We start from the raw sequence: 25,319 nt of genomic DNA, 5'->3' as shown, positions 1-25,319 counted from the left end.
GAGATCTTAATTTATATATTAATTTTTAATAATTCAATAATTTTTAACTAGATTTACATATACTTAAGTCTTTATCTACTATGTTGGAATCTATATTTAAACAGTCAAGGATTGAGTGAAATACATAATCATGGCTAATTTCGGTATTAGCATAATTTTTAATTGAAGATACTGAGTCAGGATATTTTGCTTTAAAAGCGTCCGATACCCAAACTATAAGAGGTACGGTTATTTGTTCTGCAAGTAGTGGGCCACCGTGACCGTAATAACCATTTTCTCCTAGCGATTCGCCGTGATCGGATACATATAATAAAAATGCATTTTTATCTTTAAGCAAATCTATTAAATTAGATAAAAAAAAATCGGTGTATAAAATTGAATTATCATAACTGTTAACTAAAGCAAGCTTATCGCAATCACTTGCATCCCCCTTAACCTTAATAGGGCAGGTAGGGGTAAAATACTCAAACTCTTTTGGATATCTTGCGTTATAGTTCCAGTGACTTCCTGAGGTGTGAACTACTAAAAATTGTTTCTCTGAATTTGTTATTATTTCTTTTATAAAAGGCAATATTTTTTCATCATAATCATTTAAAGAGAATAGGGCAGAGCCGCCCGGTACTATAGTAAAATTAACGTCGTTATATATATTACTGAGGTCAACATTTGCAAAACTCCTCATTAAAGTTTGAGTACCGATCCAGGTAGTATTAAATCCAAGATTTGTTAAAATTGATAAAAAGCTGTTCTCTTGTCTAGTATTTTCAATTTGATTTGTAGGATAACGTGAAAGTAATGACGGTACGGAAAGATAGGTAAGGTTAGAAGAAGATTTAGCTTTGAAAGAAATTAGGTTTTGAGTAGTCTTTAAGTAAGGGGTCGTATCTCTTTCATAACCGTTAATACCGAAATGATCAAATCTTGCTGATTCTCCTATAACTAAAACACCGATAATATCTTTATCTGACTTATCTATAAAGTTATATTGTTTGCTAATATCTATACATGCATAATTTTTATCACCGAAATTTCCAGCAAAATTAAGGTAGCTATTATGTAAATACTGAATGGGAAAATGATTTTTTAGTATCTTAAATGAAGGAGTAATAATATTATATACAAAAATAAGTAAGCAAGCGGCAGATAATAGTTTTGTTACGAATGATTTAGAATTTTCGGCGGCAAAAGATTTGAGAGTATAAAAACAAGTAAAAAGACAAAAAATTATCCATATTATTAACTTAATGCTGGTTAATTCATAAACTTCGTTTAAATCCGTTGAGAAAAAACTACCTATTACTTGTTTAGTAGGATTGATTTTGAAGAAATAAATGTAATAACTAGCAATAGCGGATGTTATAAATAAAAACCCCACGCCGATTTTTAACACTAATCTATGTACGCTAAGACCAAAAAATGCTATAAAAGAAAATATATAAATATAACAAAAATCTTTTGATAACTCTAATATCCCTCTAAAGATCGTTGCTTTATAATAATCAAATTTATAAATCAATATTGCGGTATTAAATAACAAACAATAAATAAAGGCTAAAATCGCCGATAATTTAATTAATTTGATATCTATGTGTTTTTGAATAGTTTTTAGCATATATAATAATTAATAAAGTAATTTTTATAACTATCATGATCATAAAAAATCTTCAAGAATTTTATCGGCTTTTAATACCAAATGCTCCGCTTATCGCTATTGATTACGGAAGCAAAAAATTAGGAATCGCATTATCTAATCAAGAATGTAGTATTGCTATGCCCTTAAATACTATAACCGAGATAAATAAAAAAATTGTTATTACTTCCTTGCTTAATATCATCGAAAAATATAAAGTTTGTGGCGTGGTAATAGGTCTACCGATTGATATGAGCGGAGCAGTAACGGAGCAAACAAATATAGTGATGAAATTTGCTGAAGAGCTAGCAGAATCTATAAACTTGCCTATATATTTACAAGATGAAAGACTAACTACAAAAGCTGCAAATAATTTCCTTAAATCATTCGGCGTGAAAAGAAAAGACCGTAATAATAACGATGATGCAGTAGCTGCTAGTATGATTCTTGAAACCGTGCTTGATTCTATAAAAAAACTTTAGATTATCATTAATTGAATATCGTCATTGCGAGCGACTGTAAGGAGCGTGGCAATCCAGAAAATAATAAAAAAATTCTGTAAATCAGAATTTTTAACTGGATTGCTTCGTCAATTACTTTGTAATCTTCCTCGCAATGACGTAAACTTTTTAAATTATTCCCTTTTTTAAGTAATGCCTTTCTAGCTTTTCAAAAACCTTATTGTAAAGATATCTTATTTATGATAAAACCGATCCGGTAAAAATAAATAAGATATACCATGAAAATATTAATTCTAGGTGTTACCGGTATGCTAGGTAATAGCATATTCAGGTTTTTAAGTAGTGATAAAAATTTTGACATTTTTGCGACAGCCCGAAATAATTCCGCTCGTTCTTATTTTTCTAAGGATTTATCCGATAAATTAATTACAAATGTAGATGTTGAGAACCATGATTCGTTAGTTGAGGTATTTAATAAAGCAAAACCCGATATAGTAATAAATTGTATAGGGCTTGTAAAACAACTAGCTGATGCAAACGATCCGTTAAAAACATTGCCGATAAATAGTTTGTTACCGCATAGGCTAGCTAATTTATGTAAATTAGCTAATTCAAGGTTAATCCATATTAGTACGGATTGTGTATTTTCAGGAAAAAAAGGTAATTATAAGGAAAGCGATTTTCCTGATTGTTATGACCTTTACGGTCGTTCTAAGTTTCTTGGTGAGGTAGATTATCCTCATGCTATCACTTTGCGTACTTCAATTATAGGTCATGAGCTGGCAGGCAATAGAAGCTTAATAAATTGGTTTTTAAGTGCAGAAGGGCAAGTGAAAGGTTTTGAGAAAGCTATTTATTCAGGATTCCCGACTGTAGAGCTTGCAAGAATAATAAGGGATTTTGTGTTACCTAATAAAGAGCTGCATGGGCTTTATCATGTTGCATCAAAACCGATTAACAAGTTAGAATTATTAAAATTAGTAGCGGAAATATATAATAAAGAAATCGATATTATTCCGTCAGATGAGCTTGTAATAGATCGATCACTAGATGCTACTCGTTTTAACGAGGTAACGGGATATACGCCTCCTGAATGGCGTGAGCTTGTAAAGCGTATGTGTGAGTTTGGGTAGTAAGGCCGTCATTGCGAATATAGGTTTGTCCACTCTTGTCATCCCGTGGCTTGACCACGGGATGACTACCTTAGAGTGTTTCTCGATTTACGCAATGACAGAATGAATAATAACAAAATAGGTATTTATATATAATGTTTGTAGATAAAACTTTAATGATTACAGGAGGCACCGGTTCGTTTGGTAATGCGGTGCTTTCTCGTTTTCTTAAATCCGATATTATTAATGATATTAAAGAAATTAGAATTTTCAGTAGAGATGAAAAAAAGCAAGAGGATATGCGTATTGCCTTAAATAATCCGAAACTTAAATTCTATATCGGGGACGTACGCAATTATAAAAGTATTGATGAGGCAATGCACGGTGTAGATTATGTATTCCATGCCGCTGCTTTAAAGCAAGTTCCGACTTGCGAATTTTATCCTATGGAAGCAATAAATACTAATGTCTTAGGGGCTGAAAATGTTTTAAGTGCAGCCATTAATAATAAACTTGCAAAAGTTATAGTACTGAGTACCGATAAGGCTGTATATCCAATTAATGCAATGGGATTATCTAAAGCGTTAATGGAAAAGTTAGCAGTAGCAAAAGCTCGTATGCGTAGCCAGGGTGAGACCGTGCTTTGTGTCACTAGATACGGTAATGTTATGGCTTCCCGTGGTTCAGTAATTCCTCTTTTTATCAATCAAATTAAGCAGGATAAAGACCTTACCATCACTGAACCTTCAATGACACGTTTTTTAATGTCGCTTGTAGATTCCGTAGATTTAGTTTTATATGCGTTTGAGCATGGACGTCAAGGCGATATTTTTGTACAAAAAGCTCCGGCAAGTACAATCGAGGTACTTGCAAGAGCGTTACAAGAAATATTCGGTAGCAAAAATGAAATACGCTTTATTGGTACACGTCACGGAGAGAAGCATTATGAATCGTTAGTATCATCGGAAGAAATGGCAAAAGCTGATGATTTAGGTGGTTATTACCGTATTCCTATGGATGGACGTGATCTTAATTATGCCAAATATTTTGTTGAGGGTGAAAAGAAAGTAGCTCTTTTAGAGGATTACAATTCTCATAATACAAAACGTTTAAATTTGGAAGAAGTAAAAGAGCTGCTACTAAATCTTGATTATGTGCAAGAGGAGCTAAAAAATGCTTAAAGTAATGACGATTGTCGGTACTCGTCCTGAACTTATTAAACTATGCTGTGTGATTTCCGAGTTTGATAAATATACTAATCACATCCTAGTTCACACCGGTCAAAATTATGCATATGAATTAAATCAGGTTTTTTTTGATGATATGGGAATTAGAAAACCGGATTATTTCTTAGAAGTAGCGGCAGATAATACGGCAAAATCTATCGGGCTTATTATTGAAAAAGTTGATGAAGTACTTGAGAAAGAAAAGCCCGATGCCGTTTTATTTTACGGTGATACTAACTCTTGTTTATCGGCAATTGCCGCTAAACGCCGTAAAATTCCGATCTTTCATATGGAAGCAGGAAATCGTTGTTTTGATCAGCGTGTACCTGAAGAAATAAACCGTAAAATCATTGATCATATTAGCGACGTTAACATTACGTTAACCGAGCATGCAAGACGTTATTTAATCGCTGAGGGACTACCTGCTGAGCTTATTTTTAAATCAGGTTCGCATATGCCTGAGGTCCTTGATCGCTTTATGCCTAAAATATTAAAGTCTGATATTTTAGATAAATTATCATTAACCGCTAAGCAATATTTTTTAATTAGTTCACATCGTGAAGAAAATGTCGATGTCAAAAATAATCTGAAAGAATTATTAAGTAGTTTACAAACGCTTATTAAAGAGTATAATTTCCCCGTAATCTTCTCAACACACCCAAGGACTAAAAAAAGGCTTGAGGATTTGGGATTTAAGGAGCTTGGTGATAAAATAAGGTTTTTACCGGCTTTTGGTTTTACGGATTACATCAAACTTCAGATGAATGCTTTTTGTATTTTATCCGATAGCGGTACTATCACCGAAGAAGCATCAATACTTAATTTACCTGCTTTAAATATTAGAGAAGCACATGAACGTCCTGAAGGTATGGACGCCGGCACGCTTATTATGTCAGGTTTTAAGGCTGAGCGGGTGCTGCAATCGGCAAAAGCTATTACGGAAGAACACGAGAATAATAAAAATACGCAAGATATTGTACCGGATTATGCTGAAGCAGGTCTTGTATCAAAGAAAATATTGCGTATAGTTTTAAGTTATGTGGATTATGTTAATCGCACAGTGTGGTTTAAAAAGTAATCCTAATCAAAAACATGAAATTCTTTAAATTAATAAAACTTAACACTTTATTTTTAAGTGTTTTTTTACTAATAACTCTTATATCTTCTTTTTGCTATTCCAACGAAAATTCTTATAAAAGAATAGTTTTCCTTGTTAGTACAGAGACATTCGGCGGCAAAGGCGTATACGCAATGTATAATGAGATGAAAAAAATAGGTCATGATGTCAAAATTGTAATAGTACCTCATCCTCATCCTAATATTCAAGGAGGAATAGATACCGGGTTTATTAGTAAATTTGATACACAAGATGTGATATATCCATGCGGTAAGTATGCTTCTTATTCAAATGTTAATATAAAATGTGAAATTTCTGAACTAAAAAATTATCAGCCGGATTTTATCTTTACGCAAAACCCTTACGAAAATTTCCAAGGCTATATATCAGAACCTTTTACGGCTGCTAATTTGTATAAGAGCTTTAGAGGAACTAAAACAAAAATTATGTATATAGTCTATGGTCCGCATATCTTTCATCAAAAAAATATTGATGATGATAAGTTATCAAGTTTCATAGAGACGGTATTTGTTGATTCAGAAAGTACAAAGGATATCTTTATTAGTAATTATAAATTTCCTAAGGATAGAGTTATTGTTTCAGGTTATCAACCATACTATGAAGTAAGAAATTATAATATTAAAGAAAAACCAAACTCGGAAACCATTTTATGGCTTCCTAGATGGGAATTATCATTTAAAAATAGAGATTTATATGAAGGAGGTTCTACTTTCTTAAATTATCACTATTTTTTCTATAATTATGCATTACAACATCCTAATATTCATTTTATTATAAGACCGCATGTTACACTATTTACCTATGCGGTCGGTAAAAATTACTTAAGCCAAAGTGATATGGATAATATATTAAGTAGATTTAATTCTTTAAAGAATGTTACTGTTTCTGCACATGCATTCAGGTCGTTATTAGATGATATAATGGTGTCAGATATTGTAATAAGTGACGGTACTTCATCTCTTGCTGAAGTAGTAGTTGCCGATAAGCCTATAATTTACTTAAGTAATGGTTGGAATAATGAATTTAATAGCAATGCTCTATCTAAAGAATTAAAAAAATATATGTATTTTGCTTATGAGCCGCAAGATATTATTAACTATATAGAATTTATTAAGCAAAATCATTATTTGCCTTATCATGAAAATAGTAGCGGCAGAAATCAATTTAAAAAGATGCTTGATCCTGTAGAAAACCCTGCTGCATTTATCGCCGAATATTTATTAAAATTATAATAGTTTAAATAATTTATGTTAGAAGAAATTTATAATGACGGAGAAAGATTAATTCCTGGAGAAACTCATGATATTTTAGAGGTAATTCGTCATAAAAGTAGCTATAAGATTTTTAAAAAAATTATAGAAGTCGATATACTTAATAGCCCATTAATGCTAAATCAAAAAATAAAAATTTTAGATATAGGTTGTGGAACAGGACACGGAACTTTCATGCTTAGCGATATATTAGGAGTAGAAATTATAGCAATAGATATCAGTAAAGAATCTATAATTTATGCTGAACAAAATTATGGAGCATCTAATATAAAATATATTAAATCTGATTTAGTTAGTTTTATTAAAAAGGCAGAAGAATATGATTATATTGTATCAAGACATGCACTTGAGCATATTAAAGATGGGTTAAATCTGGTGCTTAATCTTAAATATAAAAAACGATTAATAGTAAATGTACCTTTTAATGAACCGGAAGGGAATATATATCATTTAGTTAATTGGATTACTGAAAAAGATTTTGAATCATATCAGAACCAAGAATTTTTATATGAAGGATTAGATGGCGTAACTAACGACACGCATTCTGAAAAAAATCCTCCTAATTCTATAATCTGTATATCCAGTAACTCAGATTTAAAGCCTATAAAACAATTATTTAACTATCCAATCTCAGCTTGGAACCCGGAATTTTTAGAAAAGTTAGGTTTGCAATTCCAAGATATATTAAAACAATTGCTGCAAACTAGGGATGCATTTAAAAATAGCGAAGAGAAAAACTTAAACTATGAAAGTAAATTAAATAATACTGTAACAGAGCTAAATAATGCTTTAGAAGAAATAAAAATTCTTAAAAATAAACTAATTATTAGTGAAGAAGAAAAATCTATTTTTTTAAAGCTCTATAGAAAATTTAAACAATAAAACTAACATTTTATAAATTTTTTTTAAAAGTTATGACAACTAGAAAAGATAAACCTCTAAATATTTATCATACTTTAGTTTCCATTATTATACCTGTCTATAATGGGGCTAATTATATGAAAGAAGCTATAAATAGTGCTTTAGCACAAACTTACAAAAATATTGAAATTATTGTTGTTAATGATGGTTCAAAAGATAATGGAGAGACAGAACGCGTAGCATTATCATACGGTGATAAAATACGCTATTTTCATAAAGAAAACGGCGGCTGCGGTTCGGCTTTAAATTATGGTATAAAAAACATGAAAGGGGAGTATTTTTCATGGCTTAGCCATGATGATATATATTATCCTAATAAAATCGAGCATCAAGTTAACATATTAAATAAATTAGATAATAAAGATACTATCATTTATGGCGGTTATGAATTAATTGATGAAAAAGGAAACTCTCTACGTTATATTAAACCGGATAGTGTGCTACATATAAATAAACTTAATATTTCTTTATTACCTTTATTACGAGGATTAATACATGGTTGTTCGTTATTAATTCCTGCTAAATATTTTCATGAAGTCGGTATATTTAATGAAGCTTTACCGACAACGCAAGATTATGATTTATGGTTTAAAATTTTCCGTGTTGCTCCTATTCATTTTGATGAGTCTATCCTAATTAAATCTCGTTTTCATTCAGAGCAAGGTAGTAAAAAAATATCAAATCATAACGAAGAATGTAATGTATTATGGTCATCGTTTCTTCGTGAGTTAACAGAAGAAGAAATGATTAAAATGGAAGGTTCTTCTTATTTATTTTTAACTCGTACAGCTAATTTTTTATCAAATAATACTCCATATAATAAAGCCTGTGATTTAGCAAATACTATGGCTAAGCAAGTACTACATGATACTAAAGTTAGTGTTATTATACCGGTATATAATAGAATAAATTGGGCAATTGAAGCTATAGAAAGTGTACTTATTCAAACACACAAAAATTTTGAGATACTTATAATAGATGATGGATCGACTGATGATATATCAGAATTAACTTCAATATGCAAAAAAGATAAAAGAATAAAATATTTTCATAAAAAAAATGAAGGACCTGCTGCTGCACGTAACTTAGGTATTAAAAATGCTATAGGAAAATATATTGCTTTCCTTGATTCGGACGATTTATTTTATGGGGATAAAATAGAAATCCAATTAAAGTTTATGGAAGAAAATAATTTTATATTTTCTCATACTTCATATAAAAAAATAAATGAAAAAGGAAAATATATAGAATCTGTTCATTCCGGGTTTTTTAGTGGAAATGTTTTTCCTCAAGTCATACAAACTTGTCCAATAGCAACGCCGACAGTTATGGGAACTTTGACGTTATTCCAAGAAAATTTATTCCCTGAAAATATAAGAAGCGGTGAAGATTGTTGTTTATGGATATCTATTGCTAGTAAAAACTCAATAGGTGGTATAGACAAAGAATTGTCTAAAGTACGAATTAGCGGTGGTACTAATACGTTTATGGACCCAAATAAATATTCAGTAGGTTTAATAAATATTACTTCTTATGTTCTTAATGATTCTTATTTAAATAAATTTAGTCCGTTTACTATTAATTTGTTATTAGCAGCTGTTACACAATTAAGATTACTAGAAAATAAAAATGAAAACTATAAAAAAAGTAATATTTTTTTTTTCAAAAATAACTATGTAATTCAAAAAATACGAACCTATTGCTTTGTGACAAAAATTTTGATTTTATTAACTATTACTTCTATAAGGCAAGAAGGAATACGTGCAACAATCTCTAGAATACAGAGATGGCTTAGAAAGCATATATAAATAACTATTCCTCAAGTATCTTAACTTTTGAGCCGTCGCTGATTTTAGTCATACCTTCGGTAACGACTAAGTCACCTTCTTTAATATCGTCAGAGGTAATTTCAATTAAACCTTCTGTACGTGTACCGATTTTTACATATAATTGTTTTACTGTATCACCGTCTATTTTATAGATAAAGTTACCTTGATTATTTCGTTGAATACAACTTTCGGGGACGGTTAGATTTTTATGGGGATTAAGTATAAGCATCACATCTACAAAGCTATTATGCAGGATTCTTGTACCCATAGGTAAAATAATTTTAGCTGTTAAAATACCGTTATCTGATAAGTAATGCGATACTGCTTCGATTGTGCTTTTAATTTTTCCTGCAATTAAAACTTCAGTATCGACTCCAACTTTTCCGCTTAAAGACTCCGGCAATTCAATAAAAATACTTTGTGAGTTTTCTGTTCCGGTAATGCTAAAAAGATAATCGCCTATTTTTACTTCATCGCCAACCATAGACTTAATTACGCCTATTTTACCGGAGTAGGGTGCAGTAATTATCATGTCGTTGTATGTTTTAGAGCTTTGGAATAATTAAATTTTGTATCTTCAAGTTCGCTTTTTGACCTTTTATATTCCTCGTTGCTTACAAATTATTTAGCAAATAAAGCTTCTTTTCTATTATAATCTTCTTGTTTTGTATTTAATAAAGCTGCTGCTCTAGATTTAGTAGTTTCTGCTATGTTTTTATCTATAACCAGCAATATATCCCCTTTTTTACTATTTCTCCTTGATGTGCTGAGACTTTTTCAACTACTCTGGTGGCATTAGCATAATAATCACGGCTATTATCATTCTGGCATTGCCCTACAATATTAAATATGTCGTAAAGCTCGGCAATTTGTACTTTAGTTGCTTTTACTCCTGTAATTTTTCCTTCTTCCTTTTTACTTGCCATAGTAGAAAGTGAGATAAGTAAGGTAAAAAGAACAATAAGTTTTGCAGGCATAATATTATACTCTAAGGTGAATAAGTGTTATTCTAGTAGTTTGTCCACGGCATCTAGGGAAGGTAACTAAAAGCGTATGTTGTTGTAACATTTTTAGCTGGATACCGTGGACAAGCCACGGTATGACAAAGTGTGCTTTTTAAGCTCCTCATCTGTTAACCATTTATATTCTTTTTCTAGAATTTCAAATCTGATTTTTTCTAATTGTTCATCAAGATCAGGTTCAGGAACGATAGCAGAACCCATAAATTCAAATCCTTGATAGTTAATTTTAAGTTTCTTACAAGTTTCTTGTAATGATAATAAATTTTCTTCTATATCATCAATAAATATTATTGATTGCGGATAATAATTTGTTTTGCGTAATACATATTCAAGTACGCTTCCTTTATCATATTCTGCGGTGTAAATTATGCCGTCTTTTAATGTAGGTTTACCGCAGCCGGCATTAAAATCTTCTATTATTATCTCATCTTCTAAAGGTGAAAATTCTTGAAAAATTACCTTTAATTCAGTGAGTTCACGAATTCTCCATTCGATCATATCTTCAATTACGCCGAATTTACCGGTAGGAAGTTTAGTAAGACCCATTGCGGGTATATTTTTTTCTTTAAGTAGAGCAAATATTGTTAATATATCTTGATTAACAAATCTAGCTTTTCTATCGTTAAGAACGATGCTAAGTAATAATTCACATTCTTTTCTAGTAAGTCTTTTTTCAATGCTCTTCATTAATTCTTTTCTATAATCATGTGTTAACCTAGATTCATCACTATCCATTACAATTACTTCATCTACATCAAAAAGCACCAAGTTAGTATTATCGGCTTGTTTTACCGCTTCTATAACTTCTTTAAAATTGTGAACTTTATTTATTTTGTTATACATATTTATTATTTATTTAATATTTAGAGAGGCTAATTACTTCTTCTAAGGAATTTGTCATTACCTTTAAATCTTCTTCTCTAGACAAATTATGGTGACCGTCTTTAATTAGCTTCATTACTATTTGTTTACTCGTTATTTTTTCTAATAATTTTACTGAAACATTATAAGGCACGTCTTCATCTAACATCCCATGGATTATATGTAGCGGTGTATTTATATCAATCTGTTTCTTTGTCAATAATAAATGTTTTTTTGCATCTTCTATCAGTTTATAGCTTATAGGATATTTATGCTCACAATTTTTACCGCTTACTTCTAGTATTCCTTCTTTTTGCATCTTATTTTGATCATTTAGAGATATATTTTGCCAAATATTTTCAGTAAAATCTGGAGCAGGGGCTACACACACAAGCCCTTTTATTTTATCAGGAAATCTTAAAGCCGCAAGAAGTGCTAGCCATCCTCCCATGCTCGAACCTACTAATATCGCCTCTTTATCAATTAATTTATCTAAAATTAGTGATACTCCTTCTAACCAATAACTAATTGTTTGATCCTCAAATTGTCCTGATGCGTTTCCATGACCGAAATTATCAAAAACAATAAAATTGTAATTGTTTTTTTTACAATAATCTATTAAATAGATAGCCTTAGTTGATTTCATACTAGACATCAAGCCGTGTAAAAAAATTACAGATGGAATATTTGTATTAATTATTCTATAATTATCATAGACAATAAATTTGTCTTGTGTTTTATTATAAAGCTTGTGCATTTTAAATAATTATTTTAATAGATTGAGATTTAATGCCTTCATTAAAGTCAAGTAAACGATACAATAAATATACTATTTTGCAAGTAGTTCCTGCTCTAGTTTCGGGAGGGGTTGAAAGAGGTACTATAGAAGTTGCAAAATATCTTAAAATTCTCGGTCATACTCCTATCATAATTTCAGCAGGCGGTACTTTAGTTAAAGAGTTAGATAAGGAAGATATATTACATATTAAAATGAATAGTAGCAGTAAAAATCCTTTTGTAATTCTGAATAATGCAAAATTGATATCAGAAATAATCAAAAAATATAATGTTGATATAGTTCATACAAGATCAAGGGCACCGGCATGGAGTTCATATCTAGCAACAAAATGGACTAATGCTAAATTTCTGACTACTTTTCATGGGGTTTATAATATTCCGAATAGTTTTAAAAAATATTATAATAGCATAATGCTAAAAGGCGAGAAAGTTATTGCCGTATCTAATTTTGTAAAACAACATTTGCTTGAAAACTATAAAATTGATGAAGATAAAATAGTAGTAATTGAACGTGGAGTAATTTGTGATTATTTTAATCCGGCAAATTTAACACCCGAAAAACTTAAAAAATGTCGTGATAAATATGATGCACCGAGCAACGTGCCGATAATATTAATGCCTTCTAGAATGACAAGCTGGAAAGGGCATCTTGTTTTAGTAGAAGCATTAAGTAAGTTAAAACATAGAGATTTTTATTGTTTAATGGTCGGTGATATATCTAGACATCCCAATTTTACTAATAGAGTAAAAGAGCTTATAGCTACTCTAAAACTTCAAAATAAAATTCAAATTTTCGGTAATGATTCGGATATAATAAACCTATATGGGATTTCCAATATTATCGTTTCTGCCTCAATCGAGCCTGAAGCTTTCGGTCGTACTATTATAGAAGGGCAGGCGATGGAGAAGCTTGTTATTGCAACTAATATCGGCGGTGCAGTAGAAACGATAAATAATAATATAACCGGTTTCCACGTAGAACCAAATAATGCCGAAGCGTTAGCACAGAAAATCGATTATTGTTTCTCAATTTTAGGTACTGATACTGCTAAGAAAATCCAAGAAGCGGCAAGACATACGGTAATTAATAATTTCTCTTTTGATCTGATGCTAAGAAAAAACCTTGAAGTCTATAAAGAAATCTTAAAAAACTCCCATAATTAAAATTTTATTATAATCGCTATTAGTTATTAGTGTGGTTTATGTCATTCCCGTGTGGCATTGTTGCGTAGACGTCTAATCGTCATTGCGAGCGACTGCAAGGAGCGTGGCAATCCAGTAAAAAATTCTATAAATCAGAATTTTTTACTGGATTGTTTCGTCAATTACTTACGTAATTTCCTCGCAATAACGGAAAAAACGCTCTACGCAACAATACCTTCCAGCAACGGCGGGAAGGAAGAAAAAACATATATAAAAAACTAGATTACTCTTCATTTACTCGAAATATATAGGGTTGAATAGAAATAATTCTATTCCGGCATACAAATCTTCAAGATTTATATACTGATCATAAAAATTATTATATCATGAATTTACCGTCATGATGTACTACAAGCATTAAAGTTTCCGGTAAAAATTCTTTTAAAGCTTGTTGTGCATTTTCTATAGATGTTTTTTATCAAGATTGGCAAACACCTCGTCTAAAATTAATATTTTAGGGTTTGAAATTATAGCTTTAATGATTCCAATTTTTTTCTTTTGACCGCCACTTGGTGCATTTATTACATCATAATTTTTATTAAAAATTATTGCATTATATGTTCTTAAAAATAATACGCAAGTAGAAACAATTATTATATATGGGGCATTGTTTATTAAAAATAGATATAGTCATTGCGAGCGGGCGTTGTTGCGTGTATCGAAAAAAGCACTCAGTGTCATATCGTGGCTTGACCATGGTATCATAAAAACAACTAAAAATACTAATAATGTTAGTATTTTTAACTGGATTCCCGCTTTCGCGGGAATGACATTACGAACATTCTTAGTGGGTTTAATTTGTAAAGACAGTATTATGTATTAACGAGAATATAACTCGATTACTAAATGAACTTCTGCTTCAAAAGGATATGGAACATCAGAAAGAGCAGGAACTCTTAAATATTTACCGGTTAATGAAGGTACATCAAATGATAAATAGCCCGGTGTTGTTTGACCTTGTTTTGAAACGGATTCTTGGATAAGCGGTATTTGTTTTACGGATTCTTTAACTTCTATAACATCACCTTCCTTTAGTCGTATGCTTGCTATATCGGCTTTCTTACCGTTTAATTTAATATGTCCGTGTGAAACTAACTGTCTTGCAGCAAAAATAGTTGGAGCTATGTTCATTCTATAAACGACAGTATCAAGTCTGCTTTCAAGTAACCCAATGAAGTTTTCACCGGTATTACCTTTCATTTTTTGAGCAAGTGCAAAAATATTCCTAAATTGTTTTTCAGTGACACGACCGTAGTGGCATTTTAATCTTTGCTTAGCTTTTAAATGTAAACCATAATCTGAAGTTTTAATCATGGTATTCTGCCCATGCTGCCCGGGACGATAATTTCGTGTATTGAAAGCATCCTTGCTATCACCCCATAGACTTACCCCAAGTCTTCTACTAGCTTTATATTTAGAACGAACAATTTTTGTCACTGATAATATCCTTAACTTTTATTTGAATTACAGCGTCATTCAAAAAGCTTGATACAAGCTTTCTGACATTCACCTTTGCTCACGTACTTTTTGTACGCTCCGCAGGCTCAGTCGTCAATTCATCTTGTCTAAAGCTTTTTGAATCTAGCTTTGTAAGAAAATATATACATTTCTTACATCAAAGTCAATCATTGATTTTTAACATAAAACTTTTTATACTTAAATAAAAAAATCGTATGAGTTCTTTGGTAAAATCAATAAATTTAGGTCAAATAAATTACTCTCAGAGTACAGTTAAAGACTATATATTATTAATGAAACCACGTGTGATGTCGCTTGTGATTTTTACGGGTTTTGTAGGTATGTGGCTTGCTCCTTATTCCGTGCATCCTTTTATTGCCGGTATTGCAGTTGTTTGCATAGCTCTTGGTGCAGGTAGTGCAGGGGCAATTAATATGTGGTACGATAGAGATATCGATAGCTTAATGAAACGTACTCAAAAAAGACCTATAGTCAGAGGTGCTATAGAACCTGATGAAGCTTTATCTTTTGGTTTGATAACGGGATTTTTTGCAGTATTTTTTATGGCTTTATGTGTTAATCTACTTGCATCCTTTTTACTGCTATTCACTATTTTTTATTATATCTGTATTTATACTATTTGGTTAAAGCGTCGTTCTATACAAAATATTGTTATTGGCGGAGTATCGGGAGCATTACCTCCTGTGATAGGTTATGCAGCGGTAAGCAATACTATATCTCTAGAGTCGATTATATTATTTTTGATTATTTTTATTTGGACACCGCCGCATTCATGGGCTCTTGCTTTATTCTGTAACGAAGATTATAAAAACTGTAAAGTACCGATGATGCCTGCAGTAAAAGGGAATTTATATACTAAAAAACAAATTCTAATTTACAGTATTCTTTTATTTATTGTTTCGCTAATGCCTTTTTTTATCGGAATGAATAATTTTATATATTTAATAATTTCCGGTATTCTTGGGTTAGTATTTCTATATTATTCCGGTTCTTTATTCTATGATACCCCTGATAACAAACAAGCTAAACGATTTTTTGCCTATTCGATATTTTACTTGTTTTTTATATTTTTACTTTTGTACTCAACTAACACTATATCCCCTATCAGTTGAGAGATAATAGTGTTGGGTTACTTTTATGGGAGATAAAATTGAAACCTAACGTGAAGAAACATATCATAAGTTTATTTTTATGCAAGTGATTTTTTATTTATAACTGTAATTTTCAAATTTTATGCTTTTGTTTCGTAATTTTGATAAGTAGGAAGAGTTAGAAGATATATCGGATTTGATTCCATGGGATCAATCTGTTATGCAATACATTCCATCGTTGGATAATTGTAAAAGTAAAGAATTGATCTGACAGTTAAGGATTGTTGGGTACGAAGAAAAAAGATAAGATAGTACCTGGCAAGTTTTAACAACCTACTAAAAAGGAGACTGTCAGATGACAACATATCAAGAAAAAATCATAAAGCCAAGAATCGGTTTATTAAAACTCGCTGAACAATTAGGGAATGTATCACAAGCTTGCAAAGTAATGGGTTATAGCAGGGATACATTTTATCGTTACAAAGAGCTCCATGATCAAGGTGGGGAGGGGGGAAGCTCTATATGAGATGTGACTAGACGTAAAGCTTGCATTAAGAATCGTGTGCCCGCAAATATAGAGGATGCTGTAGTTAATATAGCTGTTGAATTTCCAGCATTTGGTCAGGAACGTGCTGCTAATGAATTACGCAAGAGTGGGATAATCATTTCTGGTGGCGGAGTTAGATCTGTGTGGTTACGTCATGATTTAGAAAGTTTCAAAAAACGTCTAAAAGCTCTAGAGACTAAAGTAGCAAATGATGGTATTGTTTTAAGTGATAATCAACTTGCTGTTCTTGAAAAAGTTAAAAACCAACGTGAAGCTAGTGGTGAAATAGAAACTATGCACCCTGGCTACCTTGGTTCACAAGATACTTACTATGTTGGTAATATTAAAGGCATAGGCCGTATTTATCAGCAAACTTTTGTCGATACCTATTGAGGAGTAGCTATTTGTAAACTCTATACCGAAAAGACGGCTATTACAGCTGCAGACCACTTAAATGATAAGGTTATTCCATTCTTTGCAAACCATGATATCCCTCTGCTTAGAATATTAACTGATAGAGGTACGGAATATTGTGGAAAACCAGAAAACCATGCTTACCAACTATATCTTGGCATTGAGAATATCGATCATTCCAAAACTAAAGCATATAGTCCTCAAACCAACGGTATCTGTGAGCGTTTCCATAAAACTATGCAGGAAGAGTGCTATCACATTCTATTCCGCAAAAAATTTTATAATTCACTTGATGAATTGCAAACAGATATAGATAACTGGCTTGTGAGTTACAATAATGCAAGACCTCATTCCGGTAAACATTGCTTTGGTAAAACACCAATGCAATCTTTTACAGATTCACTTTATATTGCTAAAGATAAAAATATTGGTAATATTGGTAATATAGATAAAAATATTGGTAATATAGAGAGAATATCAGACAATTTGATGATTGCCCATCAAGCTGCCTGATTACTCAACTCTGTCAGATTAAGTCGTAACTTGTACACATCAAAACAGTTTCTTTAATCCTTTTTGTAGCAGTTTGTTTACAGGATCTTCTTGTTGGTTTTCCTGCGGAGGGCTGCTTTGTTCCTCTGCATTTGTATCTTTTTTCTTTCTAAGACCTAAAGCATCTTTAATAATATTTTCAGGTTTCTTCTCTCCGCTTTTTAAGTCTTTAATAACGCTATTAAATACGTTTTTAACTAAATATGTTTGAAGGGCTTGAACGTCTAATTTATGCTGCGGATTATTTATGAATCCGTATAATTTAACGGCTATAGGTGGTAAATCCCTAATAGTAACGCTTGCACTAATATCCATCATATATTGCTGTAAGTTAATTTGACCGCTTGCATTTGCTTTGGCAGGTGAAGCATCTAAACTACATTCATTTAAATTAAGCTTGCCATTCGCTATATTTCCGCTGGCAATTAAATTTTTGAAAGATGTGGATCCGCCGCTAAAGGAGCTGTTAATAAGTCGCAATACTCCTTCGGTATTTTTAACATTATTTACCGCATCTGCAATTCGGTTTAAATCAAATCCGCTTATTTTCCCGTTATCGCTATTTACGTTAAATTGTCCATTTAGATTATTAACATATGTATAAACGCTATTACCGTGAGAAGTAAGATCCGCTTTAAAGCTTAGTCGTCCATCGGTTATTTTTATTTTACCGGATTGTGGAGTTAAATTTTTGAGATAGGCATTTTTTAAATCGATTTTGATTGAAGCGTTTTGATCTTTTCCTGAACTCACATAACCGGTGCTACTTAGTTCGCCACCGTAAATGCTTGCATTAACTGAAGTAATATTCAGCGTGCCGCCGGTGATATTTAATTTTGCTTTTAAATTATTTATGATTAATGAGTAGTTAGTTAATTTATCAATATTTGCGGATAGTTGCCCTTCAATTTCATTTAAAAATCCTAAGTTAATAGGATTGTTTGACCAAGGAGAATTATTTTTAGCTGTAGGTGTATTTTGAGTAGTAGGGCTACTAGTTTTACTTGGATTAGCAGTAGAGTTGTTGCTTGAAGTAATTTTCTCTAAATTAACTAACGGGCTATATAAGTTAAGGTTAAAATTTGGCTTCTGAGCGGCTAAATTAATATCTCCTTTAATAGATATATTAGTATTAAAAGCGGATATTTTATTATTAATATGGAAAGTATCTTTAATTTTTTGTACTTCCCCGTTTAACTGCAGCACCCCAATCTTACTTAAATTACTTACTCCCATAAGAGACATAAATGACTCAAAATTATTAATTTTTAGATTGTGAGAAATAGTTATATCTTGTGCTAAATTTTTAAGCTCAATATCTCCTGTTAGATTACTATTTGCCGCCGATAAATTAATATTTTGCAGCTTTATTGCTTGGGAGTTATAAATTACATTAGAAGTAGCGTTCAGTTTTTGGTTAATAATAGGAGGTAATTTATCAGTCTTTAGTTTTAGAGCATCAAGTATAGGTTTTAAACTATTAGCTTGTAGCATAATATTTGTCTTATCTAAATTAGAGTTAATCTCGGTTATAATGTTACCAGGATTGATAATAATATTTGATTTTAGGTTATTACGCTCTATATCATAATTTGCATTTGCTAGTAATTCTATATTTGGATAATTAAGTCTAGCATCTTTGATAGCTATATTTTTACTATCGGTAGTAATTGCCGTAGTTAGCTCATAGTCATTTTGTAAGTCAGCAGGCATACCTAAAGTTTTAGTATTGCCTTTAATATTTGCGTTACCTATAAAAGAATTATTTTCGCTATCAAACTTTCCTTCGATTTTAATTTTTTCACCGGCAAGATTAATATTGGCACTTAACGGAATTATTTTTCCGATTTCTTCAATATTCCCCTCTATATTAATCTGCTGTTCTAAAGCCTTTAAAGCTAAAGTAAAGTCTATAGGACCTTTAAGGCTTTTAATTTTAGTATCTAAATTAATATCGTTAAATATTTGCTCACTATTTTTTTCTATATATATTACTTTGCCGTCTATAATTTTAAAATGACTAATCAAAATAGGAAGTTCTAATTCACTATTAGCATTAGTAGATTCTGTAGAACTAACGTTATTTTCTTTAGGGTTATTATTAGATGTAACGAATTGCCAATTTTTTTGTCCGTTATTCAAGATTTCTAGATTTATAGTTGGTTTTTGCAGTTCTATAGAAGCTACTTCAATTGCTCCTCTAAAAAGAGGAAAAAGCCTTAATGACGCTTTAGCACTTTCAACGGAAACTAGATGAGGTTCTTTTGTGCCGTCTATGGATGATAATTTAATTTCTGATAGTGATACTGCCGGATTTGGTAATAAAGATAATTTTATATCGCCGTTAATAGTTAAATCTCTATTTGTAGCCTCTTTGACTTTGTCTATTATTACTCCTTTATAATTATTTAAAGGAATAAAGAAAGGAATAACAATTAATAACAATATTATACTTATAAATATAATAAGTGAGTATTTTAAAGTTTTAGGCATAGAGCTTAACCTTCTATATATATATATATTGATTATAGTATTTAAGGATTAATTGTCAAATTCATATAATTTACTCAATTAAAGATTAAAATAATTATATTACTATATTATGGGACCATATGGTAAAGTAGGAGGACATCATCCATATGCTAAAAAAGCTTTTGAAGGTAATATTAATTATGATCCTAAAAAAGGCTTTGCTATTAGTGAAGAGTTTATGCTAAGAAATGAGATAGATCATTATAAAATAACTGCTGCACAAAGAAAATTATTTGGAGAGCTATATAAAAGCGGTAGACCAAACACTTTACAAGAGCATACATGTATAGCAGTTGAAGCTTTAAAAGCGGGTGGAGCAACAGAGCAACAAGCGCGAGATATTGTAGCTAAAGCTTTACAACAGTTAAGGAAAGATAAGGTATTGGCACCTACTAATATTCCTTGGTATTATAAAAATAAAAACTAATAAAAGGTAAAAATATGAGTAAAAAACAAAAACTATTAGATAAATTTGGAAGTGTATATATAGATTTTGTACGTGATGGTGTGCTAACACAAATGCTTGGCATTTTAAATAACACAACTAAAGCAAATAAAATTTTAGCTCAAAAAGTTAATGAGATATCAAATGAAAGTAAAGAAATCATAGAAATAATTGTACAAGAAACCTTGGATAGATGCCTCCACTATACTTTATTTATGCTACAAGAATATGAAGATGAAATGGCATTAATTATGTATGACGAAGATCATAATCAATACTCCTTAGCTGAAATTAGCGATGGTTTATGCGGAGAATTATATAGTGAAGATGGTTGGATAGCAAAATATTCTAAATACCCCAATTGGAAGACGATAGAAAAATAATCATTTAAAGCTGATTAAGAAAAAGTAAACCAGTAAAAGCATCAAGTATATCAGAAGAAGTGGTAATTAATTCTCAAGGTTCTATTAATGTCGAGATTGAAGCTGGTAAGAAGCCTGCATGGCTGAGTATGCTTGAGGCAAGACAGGGCGGGCAGAATGTAAATATAAATGAGATATAAGGCGAGAATAACTGGGAGAAGAAAGTGCGTCAGTTAACGACGCAAGGGCAGGTGCTGATAACAACAGCAGTTACGGCAGCAACAACTGGTGCAGGTAGTACTATTGGAGCCGGAGCAGTAAGCAGTGCGATAGCAACGGGGATCAGTGGTTTTGCATCTAACTTAGCGGTAAATACGATCAATAGCGGCAGTAATGTAGGCAAGGGACTTAAGTCTGCAACGACTAAGGAAAGTTTAAGATCGCTCGGTAAGAATATGCTAGCAGCCGGTGTTACAACCGGAATAATGAAAGGAACCGGTTTTGGAAATGTAAATTCAACGTTAATGTACGCAATATGGCAATTGCCGAGCAAACAGGTAACCCTTACATAGCGGCACTTGCGGGCGGAATGGGTGAGGCGTTGAGCGGTCTTACTTCTTCCCCGGGTCATGAGTTCTCCAGCATAGGTCCAAGCAGCACTGGCTTATCTAACTGGAACGATACTATAGTTGCTGCTACTACCATGCTTGTTGGCACCTCCGCCGCTGATATGCAAATGGCAACCGCAGTCTCATCATCTGTTGTGGAGTATAATGATATATTACACCAAGAGCATCTAGTGTATTTTAGTATCATACATCAATAATATTTATGTCTAAAAGCTTAAGCATTCTATGTCATTCCCGCTTTCGCGGGAATGACATAGAATTAGTTAATATTGGTATTAATTATATAGAATTAATTTTATGCTATACTTTGACCAAAATTAGTCAAAATGATATAATAGAAATAGAAAAAATACTTAAATCACATTTGAACCCCGAAGAAGGAGAACAAATTATAGGAAGTATAGTGGAACATTGGCTGCAAGAAGGTAGACAAGAAGGTATGTATATAGGTGAAATGAAATTAGCAGAGATGGCAAAAAAAATGTTAAGGAAAAATAAGCCTTTAGACGAAATTATTGAATTTACCGGTTTTACAAAAAAAGAAATTGAAGAATTACAAAAACAACTCCAAAAATAGGAGATTTAAAAACTACGGTAAATTATTCAAGCTTCTCTTTGATAATTTAAAATCACATAATCTTTAGTTATAACAGGAAAAAATTCTTTATTGAAAGGTAATAATTCGGTTGTTTGATCTGAAAATTCTATTTCAATTATGTCACCGGCACCAAAGTTAAGAATATTTTTAATTTTGCCTATTTCTTTATGATTTTGGTCTAATATCGGTAAATGATTTAAATCCGCTATATAAAATTCATCTTCTTCTAGCTCCGGTAAACTTGCTCTTAAGCAAAATATTTTATAACCTTTTAAATTTTCAGCTTCATTTCGAGTAGCTATATCATTAAATGTACAAATTAATTCTCCTTTGGCATTTTGGCTAATTAGCTTAATATGTATATTTTCTCCTGACTCATTTACTAAATTTCTTTCAAGTATTTTTGTAGCAGGGTCGGTAAAAGATTTTAAAATTACATGACCTTTAATTCCGTGACATAATTTTATTACACCGACTAAAATTAAATTTTCTAAAGAATTCATTAATTTGCCTTTAAATTTTGATAATTATATATAATAATATATTTAAAAACTTTTTTATAGACATGATAAAAAAAATAGCTGCCGGCATCATAATTTGTTTCTCATTATTATTATTTATAATTTTTGGTACATTATCGTTTGTTAACTATAATTCGGTTACTAATAATTTTACCAGTCATTTAGGAATTGCGAAAGAAAATATCAGAAAGATAAAGATGAATAAATTTCCTTTGCCCTATTTAGTTATTGAGACGATAAGAGAAGAAGGAAAGTTAGATTTAGAGCAGATTAAAATTCATTTTTCATTATGGTCGCTTATAAAATTTAATCCTAAAATTAATAAAATAGATATATTAGATGCTAAATTTTATTCAAATTCTAATGTATTAAATATTTATAATCATGAAGAGTTAATAAAGAATTTCTTTAAATATAAATTACAAAATATAAATCTAAATGTTACTAATCTAAGTATTATTAATAAACAAGATTATTCTATTTTAAATTTTAATAATTGTATATTTAAAAAAGAAAATGCTTTATCGTCTAATTACATATTTAAAACTACAAGTAACTATATAGGTAAAATTTCAGGTTCAATTAATAAACGTGACGATACAGTAGATTTTAGTCTTAATATTGATAATAATGATTATGGTTTTAAGTTATCGCAAATTTACAAAGATTCTAAGCTTACTAGCGGTAGCGGTGAATATCAGATTAAAAATTTAGCATCGGTAATGTATAATATATTACCGGATTTAAACCATCTTTTTAATAAATTTAATCAAAATGAGGCAGTAAACGTTAAATTTAATATTTCAAATAATGAAGATGAAATAGAGCTAAAAGACATAGTAATAGCATCGTCTTTTATTACCGGTAATGGATTTGTTAACATTGCTAAAAATGATAATATTACTACTAATGTGAAACTAAATTTTCCTAAAATAGATTTAAGTTCGTTAATTTCTCCAAATGCAGTGGTAACATTTAATACTTCTTCTTCAAATATTAGATTTATTTTTGCCGATAAATTACTTAAAGCAGATGTGGCAATTAACGAAATAATTTTAAGTAATAATGAAGCACTAGAAAAAATAGTTTTTTCTTCTAACTTATCAAAGGGTACTTTAAAGATAAATGAATTTTCAGGTAATATTAAGTCAGGTGGGGAATTTAAGCTTACAGGTAATGTAACACAGAATGCCGTTAGAAGTATGTTCGATGGACAGCTATATTTAAAGCACAACGATATAAATTCGTTACTGAATATTTTAGGATTTAACGACGTTACTATTAAAGAAGCTATTCCTTTTATCTTGTCATCGGATTTAAAACTCACTTTAATAGATTTATTTTTTAAAAATTTATTACTCAAAACAGATAATTTAAATTTATCAGGAAATTTTTCTAGTAAATTTATTGCTCAAACACCTCGTTTAGATGCTACGCTTAATATATCTTCGCTTGACTTAAGCAGTAGAACGTATCCAATAATTTCGCCGCTTATCAAATTTACAAAAAATTTAACTAAAGATATGAAAACTTTAGATTATCCAAGCAAATTTATTCCTATTAGAACAATAGGATATTTAGCTAATTTAGATATTTTAATAGATAGCGTTAAGTATAACGATCATATATTTGACAAAATGAATTTGCTTGCTAAAATCGTACCGGCTAATATAAAAATTAGTAATTTAGATTTTAAAACTGCTAACAGCTATTTATCAACTAGCTGGAACTTGGATGCATCGAGTGTATTACCGTCTTTGACCGTAGAAATTAAGGACGGTAATCTTACTACTGATTTATTATCACCGGCAGGAATGCTTAATTTAAGAAATAAATTAATAAATGATTATAGTCTAGATAAAGCTACATTGCAATTTTACGGGACATTATCAACATTATCACAAAATGATTTAATATTGAAAAATGTTAAATTTTATGTAGCAAATAATAATAATCTATTACAATTTAATAATATTGAAGCAGAATTATTAGGCGGTAAGCTTCAAGGTAGCGGCAATATTTTATTAGAACCTTATTCTATAAATTTCGTATATGCTTTAAATACAATAGATTTAAACAAAGTTTCGGCTCTTATGAAAATATTTACTGCAAGTAGCGAAAAAGTAAGTATAAGCGGTAGTTTAGGGACTAACGGTAACACTCTTCAAAGCCAGCTATATAACCTTACTACAAAATCACAATTTGCTATAAACAATATAGATGTTAATAATTTTGCAATTGATTCTTTTATAGAAAAAATTAATACAGCTGATTATAAGGTACAAAATTTAGATAAAGATATAAATAGTGCTATAACCACAGGACAAGAAAATATTAGAGGCATAAGCGGTGATATTGAACTACAAAAAGGTATTGCCCTTTTAAAGAAAGTAAAATTTGCAACACAATATAGTAGCGGTGCGGCCTCTTTTGCAGTTAATATATATAATTTTGATATGGATGCATCGAGTATTTTATCATTTTATGTACCGGCAAGGCTTGTTAAGTTAAATACCTCAAATACGAGTTCCGATAAAGATAGTTTGGCACATCTTAATATAAAAATGCAAGGGAGTATTTTTGCTCCTAAGAAAACTTTTGATAGTAGTGAGCTAAAAAAATTACTTATACCACAAACAACTGAAGACAAAACTACTACAGATAACCATTAAAAAAT

The 25,319-nt window shown here is 30.7% G+C and carries 19 protein-coding genes and 5 pseudogenes; 16 read left to right on the top strand and 8 right to left on the bottom strand.

Annotated features, from left to right (window positions below):
* Positions 1-43 precede the first annotated feature (43 nt).
* Positions 44-1,612 carry a phosphoethanolamine transferase gene (locus tag RMONA_RS06325; RefSeq protein ID WP_023508060.1) on the bottom strand — a complete coding sequence of 523 codons (1,569 nt, stop codon included), beginning with the start codon at positions 1,610-1,612 and terminating at the stop codon, positions 44-46.
* A gap of 35 nt (positions 1,613-1,647) precedes the next feature.
* Here RMONA_RS06325 and ruvX point away from each other — a divergent pair, with 35 nt between their 5' ends.
* From ruvX to RMONA_RS06290, 8 genes and pseudogenes are all read left to right on the top strand, one after another.
* Complete coding sequence (ruvX, locus tag RMONA_RS06320) at positions 1,648-2,112, top strand: Holliday junction resolvase RuvX (protein ID WP_023508061.1); 465 nt, start codon at positions 1,648-1,650, stop codon at positions 2,110-2,112.
* 10 nt (positions 2,113-2,122) lie between these two features.
* Positions 2,123-2,253 (top strand): annotated as a pseudogene (locus tag RMONA_RS09415) (lytic transglycosylase domain-containing protein); the annotation flags it as partial.
* A gap of 116 nt (positions 2,254-2,369) precedes the next feature.
* Complete coding sequence (locus RMONA_RS06315; protein WP_023508062.1) at positions 2,370-3,224, top strand: dTDP-4-dehydrorhamnose reductase family protein; 855 nt, start codon at positions 2,370-2,372, stop codon at positions 3,222-3,224.
* A 134-nt stretch (positions 3,225-3,358) separates the two neighbouring features.
* Complete coding sequence (locus RMONA_RS06310) at positions 3,359-4,384, top strand: polysaccharide biosynthesis protein (protein WP_023508063.1); 1,026 nt, start codon at positions 3,359-3,361, stop codon at positions 4,382-4,384.
* Positions 4,377-5,507, top strand: coding sequence for a non-hydrolyzing UDP-N-acetylglucosamine 2-epimerase (gene wecB, locus RMONA_RS06305; RefSeq protein ID WP_023508064.1), 1,131 nt, complete (start codon positions 4,377-4,379; stop codon positions 5,505-5,507). The genes RMONA_RS06310 and wecB overlap by 8 nt, the downstream gene beginning before the upstream one ends.
* Positions 5,467-6,799, top strand: a pseudogene (locus RMONA_RS06300) (hypothetical protein). Before wecB ends, RMONA_RS06300 begins: the two are co-directional and overlap by 41 nt.
* A 15-nt stretch (positions 6,800-6,814) precedes the next feature.
* A pseudogene (locus tag RMONA_RS10575) lies at positions 6,815-7,297 on the top strand (class I SAM-dependent methyltransferase); the annotation flags it as partial.
* 455 nt (positions 7,298-7,752) lie between these two features.
* On the top strand, positions 7,753-9,567 hold the full coding sequence (locus RMONA_RS06290) for a glycosyltransferase family 2 protein (protein WP_023508067.1): 1,815 nt from the start codon (positions 7,753-7,755) through the stop codon (positions 9,565-9,567).
* A gap of 4 nt (positions 9,568-9,571) precedes the next feature.
* Here the strand turns inward: RMONA_RS06290 and RMONA_RS06285 are convergent.
* From RMONA_RS06285 to RMONA_RS06275, 3 genes and pseudogenes are all read right to left on the bottom strand, one after another.
* Positions 9,572-10,565 (bottom strand): annotated as a pseudogene (locus tag RMONA_RS06285) (efflux RND transporter periplasmic adaptor subunit).
* Positions 10,566-10,658: 93 nt separating this feature from the next.
* Entirely contained in the window at positions 10,659-11,453 is a 795-nt protein-coding gene (locus tag RMONA_RS06280) for a DUF2608 domain-containing protein (protein ID WP_023508070.1), read from the bottom strand.
* A gap of 13 nt (positions 11,454-11,466) precedes the next feature.
* Entirely contained in the window at positions 11,467-12,228 is a 762-nt protein-coding gene (locus tag RMONA_RS06275; protein ID WP_023508071.1) for an alpha/beta hydrolase, read from the bottom strand.
* A gap of 32 nt (positions 12,229-12,260) precedes the next feature.
* On the opposite strand from RMONA_RS06275, the gene RMONA_RS06270 reads away from it, so the two are divergent.
* Positions 12,261-13,433: a glycosyltransferase family 4 protein gene (locus tag RMONA_RS06270; RefSeq protein ID WP_023508072.1), complete on the top strand. Its 1,173-nt coding sequence runs from the start codon at positions 12,261-12,263 to the stop codon at positions 13,431-13,433.
* A gap of 441 nt (positions 13,434-13,874) precedes the next feature.
* Here the strand turns inward: RMONA_RS06270 and RMONA_RS10570 are convergent, their stop codons facing one another.
* Positions 13,875-13,952 carry a hypothetical protein gene (locus tag RMONA_RS10570; RefSeq protein ID WP_242402866.1) on the bottom strand — a complete coding sequence of 26 codons (78 nt, stop codon included), beginning with the start codon at positions 13,950-13,952 and terminating at the stop codon, positions 13,875-13,877.
* A gap of 339 nt (positions 13,953-14,291) precedes the next feature.
* Positions 14,292-14,909, bottom strand: a complete 618-nt coding sequence (gene rpsD / locus RMONA_RS06265) for a 30S ribosomal protein S4 (protein WP_023508073.1) — start codon at positions 14,907-14,909, stop codon at positions 14,292-14,294.
* Between the two features lie 236 nt (positions 14,910-15,145).
* Between rpsD and cyoE the strand changes: the two genes are divergently transcribed.
* On the top strand, positions 15,146-16,063 hold the full coding sequence (gene cyoE / locus RMONA_RS06260) for a heme o synthase (RefSeq protein WP_023508074.1): 918 nt from the start codon (positions 15,146-15,148) through the stop codon (positions 16,061-16,063).
* A 334-nt stretch (positions 16,064-16,397) separates the two neighbouring features.
* Positions 16,398-17,516, top strand: a pseudogene (locus RMONA_RS06255) (IS481 family transposase).
* 39 nt (positions 17,517-17,555) lie between these two features.
* On the opposite strand, the gene RMONA_RS06250 reads toward RMONA_RS06255, so the two are convergent.
* On the bottom strand, positions 17,556-20,048 hold the full coding sequence (locus tag RMONA_RS06250) for an AsmA family protein (RefSeq protein WP_023508075.1): 2,493 nt from the start codon (positions 20,046-20,048) through the stop codon (positions 17,556-17,558).
* A 109-nt stretch (positions 20,049-20,157) separates the two neighbouring features.
* Here RMONA_RS06250 and RMONA_RS06245 point away from each other — a divergent pair, with 109 nt between their 5' ends.
* From RMONA_RS06245 to RMONA_RS06225, 4 genes are all read left to right on the top strand, one after another.
* Entirely contained in the window at positions 20,158-20,514 is a 357-nt protein-coding gene (locus RMONA_RS06245) for a hypothetical protein (protein WP_023508076.1), read from the top strand.
* 14 nt (positions 20,515-20,528) lie between these two features.
* Positions 20,529-20,915, top strand: coding sequence for a hypothetical protein (locus tag RMONA_RS06240; RefSeq protein ID WP_023508077.1), 387 nt, complete (start codon positions 20,529-20,531; stop codon positions 20,913-20,915).
* 230 nt (positions 20,916-21,145) lie between these two features.
* The gene (locus RMONA_RS10565) at positions 21,146-21,466 is read left to right on the top strand and encodes a DUF637 domain-containing protein (protein WP_242402812.1); all 321 of its coding nucleotides are present in this window, start codon (positions 21,146-21,148) and stop codon (positions 21,464-21,466) included.
* Between the two features lie 259 nt (positions 21,467-21,725).
* A complete protein-coding gene (locus RMONA_RS06225; RefSeq protein ID WP_023508081.1) occupies positions 21,726-22,100 on the top strand; it encodes an RpnC/YadD family protein in 375 nt (124 codons plus the stop codon).
* Between the two features lie 26 nt (positions 22,101-22,126).
* Here the strand turns inward: RMONA_RS06225 and rimM are convergent, their stop codons facing one another.
* Entirely contained in the window at positions 22,127-22,624 is a 498-nt protein-coding gene (rimM, locus tag RMONA_RS06220; RefSeq protein WP_023508082.1) for a ribosome maturation factor RimM, read from the bottom strand.
* Positions 22,625-22,686: 62 nt separating this feature from the next.
* Between rimM and RMONA_RS06215 the strand changes: the two genes are divergently transcribed.
* Positions 22,687-25,314: an AsmA-like C-terminal region-containing protein gene (locus RMONA_RS06215; RefSeq protein ID WP_023508083.1), complete on the top strand. Its 2,628-nt coding sequence runs from the start codon at positions 22,687-22,689 to the stop codon at positions 25,312-25,314.
* The last annotated feature ends 5 nt before the right edge of the window (positions 25,315-25,319 follow it).

The organism is Rickettsia monacensis (assembly GCF_000499665.2).
GTDB lineage: Bacteria > Pseudomonadota > Alphaproteobacteria > Rickettsiales > Rickettsiaceae > Rickettsia > Rickettsia tamurae.
Note: the sequence above shows the minus strand (reverse complement) of the source record. Positions and strands in the feature narration are given on the sequence as shown.